The organism is Natronorubrum aibiense, from assembly GCF_009392895.1.
Lineage (GTDB): Archaea > Halobacteriota > Halobacteria > Halobacteriales > Natrialbaceae > Natronorubrum > Natronorubrum aibiense.
On record NZ_CP045488.1, the window covers coordinates 1,660,954 to 1,675,757 of the forward strand.

At 64.5% G+C, this 14,804-nt stretch carries 14 protein-coding genes; 3 read left to right on the forward strand and 11 right to left on the reverse strand.

Annotated features, from left to right (window positions below):
* The first annotated feature begins 125 nt into the window (after window positions 1-125).
* Window positions 126-1,556 (forward strand): FAD-binding oxidoreductase, encoded by a 1,431-nt coding sequence (locus tag GCU68_RS08140; RefSeq protein ID WP_193565076.1) that lies wholly within the window; start codon window positions 126-128, stop codon window positions 1,554-1,556.
* 96 nt (window positions 1,557-1,652) lie between these two features.
* Here GCU68_RS08140 and GCU68_RS08145 read toward each other — a convergent pair whose 3' ends face one another.
* Entirely contained in the window at window positions 1,653-3,083 is a 1,431-nt protein-coding gene (locus GCU68_RS08145; protein ID WP_152940567.1) for an MATE family efflux transporter, read from the reverse strand.
* A 77-nt stretch (window positions 3,084-3,160) separates the two neighbouring features.
* Complete coding sequence (locus tag GCU68_RS08150; protein ID WP_152940569.1) at window positions 3,161-4,252, reverse strand: geranylgeranyl reductase family protein; 1,092 nt, start codon at window positions 4,250-4,252, stop codon at window positions 3,161-3,163.
* 339 nt (window positions 4,253-4,591) lie between these two features.
* Between GCU68_RS08150 and GCU68_RS08155 the strand changes: the two genes are divergently transcribed.
* Window positions 4,592-6,619, forward strand: coding sequence for an SLC13 family permease (locus GCU68_RS08155; RefSeq protein WP_152940571.1), 2,028 nt, complete (start codon window positions 4,592-4,594; stop codon window positions 6,617-6,619).
* A gap of 86 nt (window positions 6,620-6,705) precedes the next feature.
* Here GCU68_RS08155 and GCU68_RS08160 read toward each other — a convergent pair whose 3' ends face one another.
* The 7 genes from GCU68_RS08160 to GCU68_RS08190 all read right to left on the reverse strand — a co-directional run bounded on the left by GCU68_RS08160 (window position 6,706) and on the right by GCU68_RS08190 (window position 10,725).
* On the reverse strand, window positions 6,706-7,281 hold the full coding sequence (locus tag GCU68_RS08160; RefSeq protein ID WP_152940573.1) for a GTP-dependent dephospho-CoA kinase family protein: 576 nt from the start codon (window positions 7,279-7,281) through the stop codon (window positions 6,706-6,708).
* A gap of 1 nt (window position 7,282) precedes the next feature.
* Complete coding sequence (gene spt4, locus GCU68_RS08165; protein WP_152940575.1) at window positions 7,283-7,480, reverse strand: transcription elongation factor subunit Spt4; 198 nt, start codon at window positions 7,478-7,480, stop codon at window positions 7,283-7,285.
* Between the two features lie 2 nt (window positions 7,481-7,482).
* Window positions 7,483-8,052, reverse strand: a complete 570-nt coding sequence (locus GCU68_RS08170) for a DNA-directed RNA polymerase (RefSeq protein ID WP_152940577.1) — start codon at window positions 8,050-8,052, stop codon at window positions 7,483-7,485.
* Window positions 8,053-8,445, reverse strand: coding sequence for a PIN domain-containing protein (locus GCU68_RS08175; protein WP_152940579.1), 393 nt, complete (start codon window positions 8,443-8,445; stop codon window positions 8,053-8,055). It lies immediately after the preceding gene.
* A 17-nt stretch (window positions 8,446-8,462) separates the two neighbouring features.
* A complete protein-coding gene (locus tag GCU68_RS08180) occupies window positions 8,463-9,695 on the reverse strand; it encodes a translation initiation factor IF-2 subunit gamma (RefSeq protein WP_152940581.1) in 1,233 nt (410 codons plus the stop codon).
* 147 nt (window positions 9,696-9,842) lie between these two features.
* The gene (locus GCU68_RS08185; RefSeq protein WP_152940583.1) at window positions 9,843-10,304 is read right to left on the reverse strand and encodes a cupredoxin domain-containing protein; all 462 of its coding nucleotides are present in this window, start codon (window positions 10,302-10,304) and stop codon (window positions 9,843-9,845) included.
* A 193-nt stretch (window positions 10,305-10,497) separates the two neighbouring features.
* Window positions 10,498-10,725 (reverse strand): DUF7511 domain-containing protein, encoded by a 228-nt coding sequence (locus tag GCU68_RS08190; RefSeq protein ID WP_152940585.1) that lies wholly within the window; start codon window positions 10,723-10,725, stop codon window positions 10,498-10,500.
* 276 nt (window positions 10,726-11,001) lie between these two features.
* On the opposite strand from GCU68_RS08190, the gene GCU68_RS08195 reads away from it, so the two are divergent.
* Window positions 11,002-11,787, forward strand: coding sequence for a DUF7260 family protein (locus tag GCU68_RS08195; RefSeq protein WP_152940587.1), 786 nt, complete (start codon window positions 11,002-11,004; stop codon window positions 11,785-11,787).
* A gap of 111 nt (window positions 11,788-11,898) precedes the next feature.
* Here the strand turns inward: GCU68_RS08195 and GCU68_RS21285 are convergent, their stop codons facing one another.
* Window positions 11,899-12,045 (reverse strand): hypothetical protein, encoded by a 147-nt coding sequence (locus GCU68_RS21285; protein ID WP_168927078.1) that lies wholly within the window; start codon window positions 12,043-12,045, stop codon window positions 11,899-11,901.
* Window positions 12,046-12,352: 307 nt separating this feature from the next.
* On the reverse strand, window positions 12,353-14,797 hold the full coding sequence (ppk1, locus tag GCU68_RS08200; protein WP_152940589.1) for a polyphosphate kinase 1: 2,445 nt from the start codon (window positions 14,795-14,797) through the stop codon (window positions 12,353-12,355).
* Window positions 14,798-14,804: the final 7 nt, after the last annotated feature.

A 14,804-nucleotide genomic window follows, 5' to 3' on the forward strand; every position in this document is an offset into this window, starting at 1 on the left:
GATCCGGTTGTGACTCGAGGCTCACCGTCGACTCTCGATCCGTCGTGCGATCGTCACGTCGATGCGGTGGACCGTCGTGTCTGCAGTAAAACTGGTTTATCGTCACTGACGGCATAGCTCGTACCATGGCACAAGTTGGCAAACACCCGGGTGAGAAAGCGCTCGCGGAGCTACCGGGCGGTGCGGTCCGGTCGTTCGAAACGGGGATTGGCGGCAACGTAATCCTTCCAGCAGATCCGGAGTACGAACGGGAACGACAGGTCTGGAACGGGATGATCGATAAGTACCCGGCGATCATCGCCCGCTGTGCCGGCACTGCCGACGTCGTTTCGGCAGTGACGTTCGCCCGCGAACAGGACCTGCCGCTCGCGGTTCGATGCGGCGGCCACAACGTCGCCGGGACGGCCGTCTGTGACGGCGGGCTCGTCGTCGACCTCTCGGCGATGCACGGCGTGCGCGTCGACCGTGAGCGACGGACCGTTCGCGTCGAGGGTGGCGCGACGCTCGGCGATGTTGATCGGGAAACACAGCTGTTCGGGCTGGCGACGGCGCTTGGAGCCGTCTCGGAGACGGGTGTCGCGGGGCTCACACTCAACGGCGGCTACGGCCACCTGAGTCGCCAGTACGGGCTCGCGATGGACAACCTGCGAAGCGTCGACGTCGTGACCGCCGACGGGCAGGTTCACACCGCCAGCGCCGACCGTAACGCAGACCTGTTCTGGGGACTCCGCGGCGGTGGCGGTACACTGGGTGTGGTCACTTCGTTCGAGTTCGACCTTCACGAGGTCGGCCCCGAAGTGGACGCCTTTTTCGTCTGGTTCCACGCTGACGACATGGCCGACGTGATGACCCGGTTCCTCGAGTGGACCGACGACGCGCCGCGGGAAGCGGGTGTGCTCGTCTTCACTGCCCACGTCCCCGAACTGGAGGAGTTCCCCGAGGAGATGTGGGGCGAGCCCGCTATCGCGATGCTCGGCTCGTCCCGTGGCGACCTCGAGGCCGACGACGTTTTCGAGCCGCTGCGCTCGAGTGCGACGCCGACCGCCGATCTCAGCGGGCCGATGGCGTACGCCGACCTGCAGTCGATGCTCGACGAGGACTACCCCGATGGGCTGCGCTACTACTGGAAGTCGATCTTCCTGACCGACGTTACCGACGAGGTCGTCGACATCATGGACCGGTACACTGAGTCAGCACCGTCGGCGCTCTCGACGATCGATCTCTGGCATCTCGGTGGAGCGGTTGCCGAGGTGCCACAGGACGCGACCGCGTTCTGGCACCGGGACAAGCCGTACATGCTCAACTTCGAGGCCAACTGGGAGGACGAAGCCGATGACGACGCGAACGTGACCTGGGGCCGCGAGGGAATCGCCGAAGTGGCGGCACTGGCAGTTGCGTCGGGAAGCTATGGTAACTTCCCGGGCATGAACGAAGATCCAGTGAAACTGCGCTTCGGTGATAACTACGAACGACTGCTCGAGATCAAATCGAAATACGATCCCGAAAACCTGTTCGGAACGATCGCCCCGTCGGCCAGCAACAGCGCCGACAATTGACCCCGTCAGACGGTTTGCTGTACCGATTTACCGGTGGGATCGCAGTCCCACCGGAAATGACGTACAGCAGACAGTATCAGCCTCCGTGGGCCGCCGTCAGTCGGCCTCCGCCGCTGGCCGATAGCGCCGACTGACGACCTTCCAGCGGCCCCGCCGGAACAGCCAGTAGGTGATCCCGCCGGGGACGGCCGTCTCGAGCAGCAAGGCGAGATAGAGCCCGCCGATTCCGAGTGGCGTGACGAGTCCCAGCGCGGCCGCCGGGAGCGCAAAGGCGTACCGGCCGACGAGCGAGGCGACGAAGGGAAGGCGCGTATCGCCGGCCCCGAGCAATGCGCCCGCGGCAGCGCCGTCGATCCCGAAGCCGATCGAACTGACCGCGCCGACGGCGACGAACGTGGCCGCCAGCGCGAGTTCCTCGCTCCCGGAGACGAACAGGTTCGCGATCGGTTCGGCGAAGACGACGACTAGCACGGCCAGCGCGGTGTAACAGACGGCGGCGAGCCGGATAATCGCCGCACCATATGCGCCGGCTTCGTCCTCGTCGTTCGCGCCGAGGTGTTGGCCCACGAGCGAACTCGCGGCCAGCGAGAGCCCCCAGTTGACGCCGTTGATTAGGCTCCGGACGCGCCGGCCGACCTCGAGGGCGGTGACGACCACCGGGCCGAAGGTGGCGGCGATCCACAACAGCGGGAAGACGACGATCCCCTGTGCCAGTCGGCGGCCGATCTCCGGCGTCGAGATTTCGACCACTTGGCGCAACAGCGTCGGTTCGAGCCACGGCCCCGAAAGCGTCACCGGCACCGGGCTGGGTTCCATCCCGAGGATGCCGTAGGACCGTCCGAGCATCCCCCACGCGAGGACGACCGTGACGAAGCCCGTCGAGACGGAGGTGCCGATCGCCGCACCGGCGACGCCGAGTCCGGCCCCGAAAATGAGGGCGGCGCTGAGGACGACGTTGAGCACGGCTCCACCGGCGCGGGCGACCATCTCCGTGAACGTGTCGCCAACGCCCGTGTACGTTCGGCTGGCGATCAGATTCAGCAGTTCGAATAAGACAGCGGGCGCGACGAAGACGAGATAGGTGCGCCCGTGGATGCGCGACTCCGGCCCGGAACCGAACAGCCCGATCAACGAGTCGGCAAAGAAGACGAACATGGCCGCGATTGGCACTGCGAGCGCCACGGTGAGCAGGATGCTCTGTTTTACCACGAGCGTGGCCCGGTCGGTCTGCTCGCCGCCGTAGTTCTGCGAGACGAGGCTGACGGTCCCACCCGCCAGCCCGAGCCCGAGCATCGTCACGACCTCCCAGAACGCGAGCGCGAAGGCAAGCCCCGCTGTGCCGGCCGTCCCGACGGCGATGCCGACCATCGCGAGGTCGGCCGTCTGCTTGGACATGATCGCAAAGCCGGTGACGATCCGTGGCCACGCGAGATCGACCGTCGGCCGAAACCTCTCGCTGTCGATGATGCCGAGTCGCTCGAGCGTCTCGGCGAGGAACGCGACGGCTGCCGCCTGCCGGCCTGTCATCGAGTGATGGTTTCGGGAGTGACGGCTTCGGTCTGTCGGCTGCCGATTCGTGTCGCGTCGTTGCCTTCGCTCTCGAGTTAGGGCCGTAGCCTCGAGAGCATCGCCTTGAGATGAGACGGCGAGACGAGCGAGGTTGGTCGGTCCATGTGGACGCCGATCTCGCCCGAGAGCGCGCCGAGGCCGATCCGTTGGACGGGTTCGGGAAACGAGTAGGCTCGTCGGAGGGAGTGGCCGAGCGTCATCTCGCGCTCTAAGTCGTCGCGCCAGGCGCGCTCGTAGGCGGCGAGCGTTGCAGGCCGATCGGGATCGATCTCGCGGGCAGCGTGGTCGGCACAGGTCATGCCATAGAGGATGCCGCCACCGGTGAAGGGTTTGGTCTGGGCGGCCGCGTCGCCGATGAGAAAGCCGCGGCGACTCGTGACGCGACGCGGCGGGCCGATCGGGATCGCCCCCGAGCAGCGATGGGCAACGTCGATCTCGTAGCCGTCGATCAGTTCCTCGAAGTGTTTTGTGACCTGCACGCCCGGCGGGGCCGCGAGCCCGTACTCGACGCCGGCATCGCCACGGGGGATGCGCCACGCGAAGAACGTCGGTGCAGTCAGGTGGACGTCGACGAAGTTCTGGTGGTCGGTCTCGTCGGAAAAGGCCAACACGCCGTGGAGGAGTTCGTCGGGTTCGGGCAGCGTCAGCGCCTCGCGGACCCGCGACCGAGGACCGTCACAGCCGGCCACGAGCTTCGTTTCGAACTCGAGGGAGCCCTCGGGGCCGCTGGCAACGACGGTCACGTGGTCGTCGTGTTCGGCCACGTCCGTGACAGTGTGTTCCTCGCGGACGTCCGCGCCCGCTTCCCGCGCGAGGTCGGCGAGGTGTCGATCCAAGCCGACGCGATCGATGACGTTCGAGGCGACCTCGTCCTTGTAGAAGGGATAGGCATCGCTGTGTGGCCCGCCGACGTGAAAGCGCGCGCCGTAGATCTCATTCTGGAACAGCGCTTCGCGTGCTCCCTCGCCGGTGAACTCCCAGATGTCCGTACTCACGTGGCCCGAACAGGCCAGTGGCGTCCCCACTGTCCCTTTCTCAAGGGCGAGCACGTCGTACCCCTGTTCGGCGGCCCGTCGCGAGAAGCGTGCCCCGGCCGGGCCGACGCCCACGACGACGAAATCGTACATATCAGTCACGTACTCGGCGGGCAGTAAATAGTTTCTCGAGATTCGCTCGCCGGGTTCCAGCGACGGGCGGTATTAAACACTCTGATTAGAGTGGTAGAGAATCGAGCGGGCGCTGTATCTCCTCCCTGCTCGTTCACTCCACGCTGTTCCGTTCGCACCCTGAGGAAGGGGGGCTTAGCGTCCTCTCCTTCAGCTAAAACAGACCGCTCTGTGAACAGGTATTATTTTGTGAATTGTCCGTCCTCAATGTAGTGTGAACGTGAGCTCAGTAGCGCCCGTGACGACTGGCCGGATCGGAACAGCACTGGAACCCGAGACGATTCCCCAGCACGGAGTGAGATGATCGCCGGCGTGTCGACCGGCGCGCTGGTCGTCTTCGCGCTCATCGGTGCCGCGCTCGTATTGTTCGTCACCGAAGCGATCCCGACCGACGTGACGGCGATTGGGATCATCGTCTCGCTGGCCGCCCTCGAGCCGCTGACCGGCGTCGGCTATCGGGCGGCGATTTCGGGCTTTGCGAGCACCGCGACGATCACGATCATCGCCATGTACATGCTCAGCGCCGGGATCCAGCGGACCGGACTGGTCCAGCGACTCGGTCTTTCGCTCGCGAAAGTCACGAAGGGCAGCGAGACGCGCGCGCTGGCGGCGACAGTCGCCACCACGGGACCGCTCGCGGGGATCATCAACAACACGCCCGTCGTCGCGGTCTTCGTTCCGATGATCTCCGAACTCGCCGAGAAGACCGGCATCTCGCCGTCGAAACTCCTCTTGCCGCTGTCGTACGCGGCGATCCTCGGCGGCACCCTGACGCTCATCGGAACCTCGACGAACCTGCTGGCCAGCGAGTTCGCCGTCGAGTTGCTCGGTCGCGACCCCATCGGGATGTTCGAGTTCACGCCGCTCGGCCTCATTATCCTGCTCGTCGGCCTGACGTACCTCATGACCGTCGGCCGCTGGCTGACGCCGGCACGAATCCCCGCCGATGCGGACCTCGTCGAGGAGTTCGATCTCGAGGACCACCTCGCTCACGTTCGCGTCGGCTCGAAATCCACCGCCGTCGGCCACACGGTTAGTGACCTCGAGGCCCGCGCTGAGTCGAACGTGCGGATTCTCCAGCTTCGCCGAGAGGCCGACCTCGAGCCTCGGTCGGCGGAGACGGGATCGATCCTCGAGTACGACGACGCCGTCGACGGGTCGGCCGAAGCGAGCGGCCGCGACCAGCAACTCCGCGAGGCCAGCGATCGCAACAGCCCGCTCGAGTCCGACGCGTCGGCCGTGACCAACGCGCCCGACAGCGACCAGCGCCGCCCGGTGAGCGAGTCGTACGTCGCAGTGAGAACCGACCAGCGCATTCGCGAGGACGACGTGCTCACCGTCCACGGCACCCTGCAAGCGGTCAATCGGTTCGTCACAGAACAGGGCCTTCAGCAACTCGTCCGCAAACCGGTGACCGACGAGACGTTCGACGACTCGACCAGCGAGGACTCGCTCGCGAAAGCGATCGTCCCCGACGAATCGTCGTTCGTCGGCGAAACCGTCGCTGAAACCGGCCTTCGAGACCTCTACGGCACGACTGTGCTCGCGATCCGCCACGACGGCAACCTGCTCCGGACCGACCTCGGCGACCACCGACTGGAACCCGGCGACGTCCTCTTGCTCCAGACGATCCCCAGTTCGATTCGCCACTTCGCCGACTCGAGCGATCTTGTCGTCATCGAAGCGGACGCGTTCGATCGCCCCCTCGAAGACAACGTCGACGACCTCGCGCCGCTGTCGCCGAAAACGCCGATCACCGTCGCGATCATGGCGGGGGTGATCGGCGCGGCTGCCCTCGGAATCGCCCCCATCGTCATCAGTGCGCTCGCCGGCGTCTTCTTCATGGTCGTTACGGGCTGTCTCTCGATCAGCGACGCCTACGACGCCGTTTCCTGGAACGTCATCTTCCTGCTCGCCGGCGTGATCCCGCTCGGAGTCGCTCTCGAGGCGACTGGCGGCTCACAGCTCATCGCCGCCGGACTGGTGTCGACGGCGAGCTATCTCCCGCTCGTGGCGGTCCTGTTGCTGTTTTCGATCGTGACGGGGCTGCTCGCGAACGTCATCACACCCGTCGCGACGATCGTGTTGATGAGCCCCGTCGCGATCGATGCCGCGACGAGTCTGGGCGCGTCGGCGTTTTCGTTCCTGCTCGCAGTGATGTTTGCCTCCGCAACGTCGTTTATGACGCCGGTGGGCTACCAGACGAACCTGATGGTGTACGGTCCCGGCGGCTACGAGTTCACCGACTTTATCCGAGTCGGTGGCCCGCTACAGCTCCTGTTGGCGGGAGTTACGACGGCCGGAATCGTCCTCATCTGGGGTCTGTAACAAAGCAGGGCACAGCCGCTTTCCAGTGAGCACGTGAGAACCGAAACGAGGAGGGAAACCGAGACTGCGAGCGGCGCGATCGCCGATCAGCACCCTTCGAGCAGCGACCAGAACCGCTCGGTGTCGCCCTCGAAGCGCTCGAGCAGGTCGCGCATCGCCTCGCGGTGGTCGTCTGCGACCTTGACGTGGACCATCCCTTCGTCGGGTTGGCCGTAGACGACGCTTGCCCCCTCGGGGGCAGCGACGATCGCTGGCAGCGCGACCAGATCCTCCTCGCCGTCGACCAGGATCGTGGTTGGCTCGTCGCGAGCGAGGGCGTCGACGAGTGCCTCGATCATCGCCGCAGACAGTTCGGCGGGCGGGTTCGCGACTTCGAGTGTCGTTTCCTCGGTGACGGTCTCGCGGATCTCCTCGTCGACCGTCTTCCGTTTGGTCCGTTCGTCGACGACGGCGACGTCCGGCGGCCGCCCCGCCTCGAGCAGGTGGTAGGTGACGACGTCGCCGACGGCGATCAGCGGGCCGTCGACGGCCTTGAGGAGTCGATCGGCGTCGGTTTCGATTGGGCCCATCGGCTCTTTGAGTTCGTGTCGGAGGTCGTCAGGAAGCACCAGCAGTGGCTCGTCGTCGGTGGCGGTTGCCGCGCGGTCGTCGTCGCGAGTCACGTTACCGGACCTTCAGTGCGTACGCGCCGGGCTCGGTCACCTGCATCTCCGTCGCGATTTCGCTGTCTTCGGGATGGGCGATGACGACGTAGCCGGCCCAGTCTTCGGTCAGCGACGAGGAGTTACAGGCGTCGCAGGTCTCGTTGTCCGGATCGTTGACCCGGTGGCACTCGCGACAGACGAGACGGTCCGAAGCCATGGTTATTCACCCGCCGCCGCTTCGCGTTTCTCGTGGTCTTCCTCGAGCCAGCCGTGCTTGCCGAGGCCGGGCTGTTTCGCCGTCAGGCCGATCTTGGAGTCACGCGGGTTGCGCTCGTCGATGCTTTTGGTGACGATGCGGGCGCGGACGGCGTCGTCGACGCCGAGGGTGCGGTTCGATTCGTTGGAGGCGAGTTGCTGGTTCTCACCGTCGAAGGCGAGGTACTCGTCGCTGATCTGCGAGACGTGCAGCAGCCCGTCGACGGGGCCGATGCCGACGAAGGCGCCGAACTCGACGACCTCGACGACGGTACCGTCGACGACTTCCTGCATCTGCGGATCGAAGGTGACAGCGTCGAAGTCCGCTTCGTAGTAGACGCCCGGTCGGTTCGGCAGCACCGTCCCCTCACCGATGTCGTGGACTTCGGTGACCGAGACGACGCTGCCGACTTCCTCGTCCATGCGGCCTTCGAGTTTGTCCTGTAGCAGTCGCTTCACGAGGTCCGGCGAGACGTCGCCGAGTTCCTCCGGTGGTACTTCTACCGTGTCTTTTAATCTGACCCGTTTGTACATCTATGGTTGAGTGATCGCTAACTTGTTTCTCCCGCGTAATGCAATTACCGGTACGCGTACTTCGCGTACCCGCTCGCCGAGCGGGCGATCGTTCGTGACGACGTAGTCGGCGACGCCCTCGCGGGCGAGTTCGACCAGCGCGTCGTCGGCGTACGATGCCTCAGTATCGACGATGAGACAGCGCTCGGTCGCCAGATCGTGCCCGACGTTTGCAGCCGTTCCCTCTTTGCCACCTTTCTCCGAGAGTCGGCGGAGTTCTTCGATGACGGCCTGTGGCGCGACTAGCTCGTACCCGTCTACCACTCGATCGAGTTCGTCGAACAGTCGAACGTCGAGTTCGACGGGCATCATGAGCGCGCTCGTGTCGAGGGCGACCTGCGTCGGGGATGTCATGCTCGTCGCTGTCGGTGTTATTCTTTGAGCGTTCCGAGACCGATCAGCCGCCAGCGAGCACCGATACGGCGGTTGATCGCGATCTTTGCGCCCGGTTCGGCGGCGACGGGCCGTTTGAGGTTAACCTCACACTCGCCCTCGCGAGCGCTCGTGACGGCACCGACAGTCGTCGCGGTGCCGACGGTCATCATCAGTGGCTCGCCAGTGCTGATCTCGTCGACGGTCTCGCCGTGTTCGGCACCGACGATGCGGTCGAGCAGGTCGACGTTCATGGTGAACTGCTCCCAGGTCGGTGGCAGCGACCCCGGTGGGCCTGCCAGCCGTCCGGCGAGTGCGTCGCCTTTGGTCAGTGCAGGGTCGAGCCCGGTCCCGACGCCGAGTAAGCCACCCGGCGTGACGGTGTCGACGGTCTCGCCGCCGGCTTGCAGCGAGCGAATCGTCGTCTGGATCGGGACGTACTCGGTCTGCCCGCCTTCCTCGACTTCGCGGCCGGGGCGGATCTCGATCTCGTCGCCGACCTCGAGTTCACCCTGAACGAGGCTGCCGCCGAGGACGCCGCCAGCGAGGTTTTCGTGGGTTGTCCCCGGTTTGTTGATGTCGAAACTGCGGGCGACGTGCATTCGTGGATCGGCGTCAGGGTCTCGATCGGGAGTTGGAATCTCCTCCTCGATCGCCTGCATCAGCAGGTCGAGGTTGACCTCTTGCCCGGCCGAGACCGGGACGACGGGTGCGTCTTCGGCGACCGTGCCCTCGACGAACTCCTGGATCTCCTCGTAGTTCTGTCGGGCCTGGTCGCCGCTGACGAGGTCGACCTTGTTCTGGGCGATGACGATGTTGTCGATGCCGATGATGTCGAGCGCCATCAGGTGCTCTTCGGTCTGAGGCTGTGGGACGGGCTCGCTGGCACTGATGACCAACACGGCGCCGTCCATCAGCGACGCACCAGAGAGCATCGTCGCCATCAGGGTCTCGTGACCAGGGGCGTCGACGAACGAAACGGTCCGAAGCGGCTCACTCGGCGAGCCGTCCGGACACTCCTCTTCGACGGTGTAACACTCGGGTTCGTCCAGCTCCGCACAGTGACGGAACGTGGCGTCGGCGTAGCCGAGCCTGATGGAGATACCGCGTTTCATCTCCTCTGAGTGCTGGTCAGTCCACGATCCACTGAGGGCCTGTACCAGCGTGGTCTTGCCGTGGTCGACGTGACCGACGAGCCCGATGTTCACCTCCGGTTGTTGATTTCCTGCCATAAGACGGTGAGTAATCTTAGATAAGGGTTCCGTCGTGCGCTTGATAAACCTACTGTTCTGAGGGCGATTCGATTCCCGGAGTTGCCTTCGTTTCGGGGACTGTCACATCCAGTTGAACGGTTTCGGGCGCGTCGTGGCCCCGTACTCTCACTCGTTCGGATCGACGACGAACATCGTACCAGTGACTTCCTCGACGTCCGCTGCGGTGTAGCCGATGTCGTATTTCCCCTCGAACGGGAACTCCCAGGAGTGACTGGTGCCACCGTCGCTGCCGGACCACTGACACGGGCTGGGGATCTCGATCGGATACACCTCGCCGCTGCTGTCGCCCCATCGCCAGGTGATCGTCGTCAGCCTGTCGACGACGATCGGGTCTGGATCGAACGGCGGGTCGCGGTTCGGCGAGATTTGGATCGCCACTTCGGACTCTCCGGTGTGGTCGATCAGATCGTAGTCGTCCATCTCGTCGAGTCGCGTGTCGTAGCTCCCGACCCCCTCATCGTCGTCGTCTTCACCCTCGTCATCGTCGCCGTTGTCGTCCCCGAGACAGCCCGAAAGCAGGGTTGCTGTACCGGCAACAGCGCCGACGAATGTCCGTCGCGTCCACATTGTACGTTGCCGTATGGATTCCTCGAGGATAACAGTTCGTCCGTATTCGACTGCTGTACTACGGTCCCCCCGTCCCGTAGTACGGTTTCCTGCAGGCGATGACTCGAGCAGCCGCGCTCGAGTGTCACCGTCGAGTACGATGGTCGTCGGGCGGATGTCGCCATCGAGCACGGCGGACGCCGAGCATCCGTGCTCACCGAGCGTCGTCGAGGTCGACGACCGCAGCCATATCGGCCGACAGCCAGTTGGTCAACCGTTCGTCCTCCGTACACTCGCGTGGGGCGATCGTACAGCGATCCGGCCGATCTCGATACCGGACGACGACGCACTCGAGTGCGGGTGCGTGCTCCGTATTCGCCGCAGCGGTGGCCAATCGGTCGCTAACGCTTCGATCGTCGTGACCAGTTGCGGAACCGCTCATGGGTTGGTAACCTCGGACACGGTAGTTTCCTCTCGGTCGGAAACCCACAAAACCGCTGCTAATTGCCGTATTGAGGACTCCATACTTGCTCGAGGCGATCAGTATCGACCGGTAGTGGCTAACACGGCGCGATGGCAGCGAATTACCGGTGTGACGGCCGTCGGTCCCCTTCCTCGAGCGCCTGCTCTGTAGCAGTACGTTCCGCTCGGTACCTGCCCGGTCGTCGCTAGAGCGCTAATAGCGTGATTTACCCTGTTGCGGGCCCCCGCTCCGGCTGTGTCCGCACCTCAAAGGGCCGTTCTCGAGTCGGCAACCGCGGCACTTGACCGCGAACACACGCAGTTGACCGCCGAACGACGCGCGTTCGAACGGTTTCGCTCGCGTGTCGCACGACTCGAGACGGCTGCACCCAGTACGGCCGCAGTGGCATCGCACACGGTCGGCTCGCCGATAGCCGTTCGCCCTCACTCGACGCCCCGAGTTGGCGGTCTCGAGTCGATCGTCGACGCCTATCGCGACACGGTGATGGCCATCCCGCACTACGACGACGTGTACGCCGAACCCTGCCGCGAGCACATGGCCGGCGAACTCGGCGCGGAGCTGGCGGCGGCGATCGACGGGAGTTCGCAGGTACACCCGCCGATCAAACAGTCGGTGATCGCGGCGACCGACCACGCCATCGACGCCCGAACACAGCTCATCGATGCGATCGAGGACGAACACGCCGAACTCGAGACGGCGACGCAGACCCTCGCGACACTCCGTGCGGATCTCGAGTCACTTCGCGCACAGCCGCTGGCGCAACTCGAGTTCAACGCGCTCCGGCTCACGAGAGAGCGCCTCACCAACCTTCGGATCCGGTGTGATGAGTTCGCCGCTGCCCGTCAGGAGACGATCTGGCGACGGCGACAGCTCACGATCGCCGACATGGGTGTCTTCGAGCGGTACTGCTACGGCGAGTGCGACCGGACGCATCCGGTACTCGCCGCCCTCGCCGCGTACGGCGATCGGCTCGAGCGGACGCTGGCGCGTGTCGACGGCTACTTGACAACAGCCAGATAGCGATGGGAACTCGGCTTGGTGTGTGAGCGACCGCGTCGGCACGGCAACGACGCGCGATAGCTGTGTACTGACAAAAGAGGAGGATCCACAACGTGGCGGCTCCGCCGGCGCTCAGCGCTGTCGGGAATCGGACTGGCGCTCGAGCAACCGGTTGCTGATCGCGCTTTTTCGGTGACTGGTCAGCAAGTGGTTGTACACGTCGGTGTTGGTCTTGCCGGTGTACGCACACAGCGGACAGGTGTCAGTCTGGGTGGACATGGATGGTATGTGGGGTGTGGAACTGTGGGACGGTACTGGTTGTTGCCCGATGCTCGCTCGCGTGGATCGGCGATCGCGATCGGGATGACTGCTGGCTCCGACGCCGGTTCTCGAGGGCGCGGTCGTCATCCAGTTTCGACCACAACCGGGCCGTACAAGGCCGTTTCTAGGAGCCTTACGGACTACCGTGTGGTGTCTCATAGAACTATTGAGACTGCCGCTGGAGTGGAGGTGACCTCCGCCTCGCTCTCCTCGCAGAAAGATAGCCGATTGGTGATCTCGAATCGCGACGGCCGCGACCGGCGGCTCACTCCTGATTCGGCTCGCTCGCCGCCTGCATAAACGTCTGGTGGGCGTCCAGACTCGAGTCTGACATCTGCGCACACCGCTCGTAGCGTCCATCCGAGTGCATCATCCACCGGTTTTCCGTATCGCTCAACAGCGTCTCGAGGATGTCCTCGAGGCGCGCTTGCAGCGGCGGTGCCTCGATCGGCGTGATCGCTTCGACGCGGCTGTCGAGGTTGCGCGCCATCCAGTCGGCCGAGCCGATGTAGTAGCGCTCGTCGCCGCCGGCCCGGAAGTAAAAGATCCGGGAGTGCTCGAGGAAGCGGCCGACGATGCTGTGAACCGTGATCGTCTCGCTGACGTCCTCGAGTCCCGGGCGGAGCCGGCAGATGTCCCGCACGATGAGATCGATCTCGACGCCGGCCATCGACGCCCGGTAGAGTTCCCGGACGATCTCGGGGTCCTCGAGTCGGTTCATTTTGGCGACGATCCGAGCGTTCTCGCCCGCTCGCGCCCGCTCGGCTTCGGCCCGAATCAGGTCGGTGAACCGCTCGCGCATGTTCCCCGGCGCGATGAGCAGCTTTCGATACTCGCGGTGCATCGAGTGGCCGGTAAAGTAGTTGAACAGCCTGACGAGGTCCTGCCCGATGTCCCGATCGGCCGTCAGCAATCCGAGGTCCTCGTAGTGCTTTGCGGTCTCGGAGTGGTAGTTGCCGGTTCCGACGTGTGAGTAGAGTCGAACGCCGTCGTCCTCCCTGCGGACGACCAGCGACGTCTTCGTGTGGGTCTTGTAGCCCACCGTGCCGTAGGCGACGTGGATGCCCTCCTCCTCGAGTTTCTTCGCCCACTCGAGGTTGTTCTTCTCGTCGAAGCGAGCTTTGAGTTCGACCATGACGGCGACCTGTTTCCCGTTCCGGGCGGCCTCGATCAGGCTCTCGATGATCTGGGAATCGCTCGCCGTACGGTAGATCGTTGCCTTGATCGCCAACACGTCGGGATCGTTCGCCGCCGTCTCGAGAAAGCGTTGGACGGTCCCTTCGAAGGCGTGATAGGGGTGGTGGACGAGGACGTCCCGCTCGCGAACGCTGTCGAAGATGTTCGTCCCATCCTCGTGCGCGCCGAGTCGCGGGTGAGGCTGCGGCGTCCACTCGGGCACCTGTAGCGCCGGCCGATCCAGCGCCGTCAGTTCGATGAAGTCCCGATAATCGAGCGGGCCGTCGAGCTCGAACACTTCCCGATCGTCGAGGTCGAGTTCCCGCGTGAGCACGTCGCGGATCGCGTCCGGTGCGTCGCGTTCGATCTCGAGCCGGACGACGGTCCCAAAGCGGCGTTCCTCAAGCACCTCCTCGATCAGCTCGATTAGGTCTTCGGCGACGTCTTCGTCGCGTCGCACCTCGGCGTTTCGCGTCACCCGGAACAGCGCCGTCTCGACGAGTTCGACGTCCGGAAACAGTAACTCGAGGTTCGATCGGACGATGTCCTCAAGCAGGACGTACCGCGTCTCGTCGCCGATCTGAATGAACCGGCGCTGATTGCGGGGGATCTTCACCCGCGAAAAGGTGACTTCGGCGTCGGGGTGTTCTCGGGTCAGGACCGCAAGCGAGAGGCTCTGATTCGAAATAAACGGGAACGGGTGGGCCGGGTCGAACGTCAGCGGGGTCAGCGTCGGCAAGATCGAACTCTCGAACTGCGTCCGCAGTTGCGCTTGTTCGGCTTTCGAGAGGTCGTCGTAGTCGACGACCTGAATTCCGGCGTCCGAAAGCGCGGGCCGGATCTCGTCTCGATAACACCGACTCTGTCGGTCGAACAGCGGCCGGGCTTCCTCGAGGGCGGCTTCCCACTGCTCGGCCGGCGTTCGTCCATCGGGCGTCTCCTCGGTGATCCCCGCGGCGATCTGCTGTTTCAGTCCTCCGATGCGCTTGCGGACGAACTCATCCATGTTCGTCGTGAGGATGGCCAAAAACTTCACTCGCTCTAACAGCGGGTTCGTGTCGTCGATGGCCTCGTGGAGGACGCGCCGTTGAAATGCGAGTTCGCTGAGTTCACGATTGAGATAGTAGCGCGACTCGGTGAGGTCGACCGCCGACACGTCGGCGTCTGAGTCCGTTTCTGCCGCCTCTCGGTCGGAAATCGCCGGTATTTCGGCTGTCTCTCGATCGTCGTCCGATTCCGTCTCGACCGTCCCTCGGTCGGTCTCCGTTTCGTCTCCGTCCTCGAGCGTTCCGAATCCGGCTGCACTCGAGCGAAACCGCAACTCCTCGTTGACTGTCGCCCATGACTCCCGCTCGTCCGACTCGAGCGATGACGTCGCCTCGTTCTCGTCGGCTGGTATTTCGCCGCCGTCATCGCTCGTCGATCCGTTGTCGAGCGGTCGCTCATCGTGGTCGTTTGTCGTCTCACTCCCTGCCTCTGTCGTCGTCTCGCTTCCCTCCCCCGTCTGCTCGTCGTCGGATACTGACTCGCACATTCGTCTC

Bases quoted from the DNA above. Each gene is read 5' to 3' on its own strand.
- GCU68_RS08170 (WP_152940577.1), bottom strand. From the start codon at position 8,052: ATGTACAAACGGGTCAGATTAAAAGACACGGTAGAAGTACCACCGGAG.
- GCU68_RS08150 (WP_152940569.1), bottom strand. From the start codon at position 4,252: ATGTACGATTTCGTCGTCGTGGGCGTCGGCCCGGCCGGGGCACGCTTC.
- ppk1 (WP_152940589.1), bottom strand. From the start codon at position 14,797: ATGTGCGAGTCAGTATCCGACGACGAGCAGACGGGGGAGGGAAGCGAG.
- GCU68_RS08190 (WP_152940585.1), bottom strand. From the start codon at position 10,725: ATGAGCGGTTCCGCAACTGGTCACGACGATCGAAGCGTTAGCGACCGA.
- GCU68_RS08140 (WP_193565076.1), top strand. From the start codon at position 126: ATGGCACAAGTTGGCAAACACCCGGGTGAGAAAGCGCTCGCGGAGCTA.
- GCU68_RS08175 (WP_152940579.1), bottom strand. From the start codon at position 8,445: ATGACATCCCCGACGCAGGTCGCCCTCGACACGAGCGCGCTCATGATG.
- spt4 (WP_152940575.1), bottom strand. From the start codon at position 7,480: ATGGCTTCGGACCGTCTCGTCTGTCGCGAGTGCCACCGGGTCAACGAT.
- GCU68_RS08155 (WP_152940571.1), top strand. From the start codon at position 4,592: ATGATCGCCGGCGTGTCGACCGGCGCGCTGGTCGTCTTCGCGCTCATC.
- GCU68_RS08180 (WP_152940581.1), bottom strand. From the start codon at position 9,695: ATGGCAGGAAATCAACAACCGGAGGTGAACATCGGGCTCGTCGGTCAC.
- GCU68_RS08185 (WP_152940583.1), bottom strand. From the start codon at position 10,304: ATGTGGACGCGACGGACATTCGTCGGCGCTGTTGCCGGTACAGCAACC.
- GCU68_RS21285 (WP_168927078.1), bottom strand. From the start codon at position 12,045: ATGTCCACCCAGACTGACACCTGTCCGCTGTGTGCGTACACCGGCAAG.
- GCU68_RS08145 (WP_152940567.1), bottom strand. From the start codon at position 3,083: ATGACAGGCCGGCAGGCGGCAGCCGTCGCGTTCCTCGCCGAGACGCTC.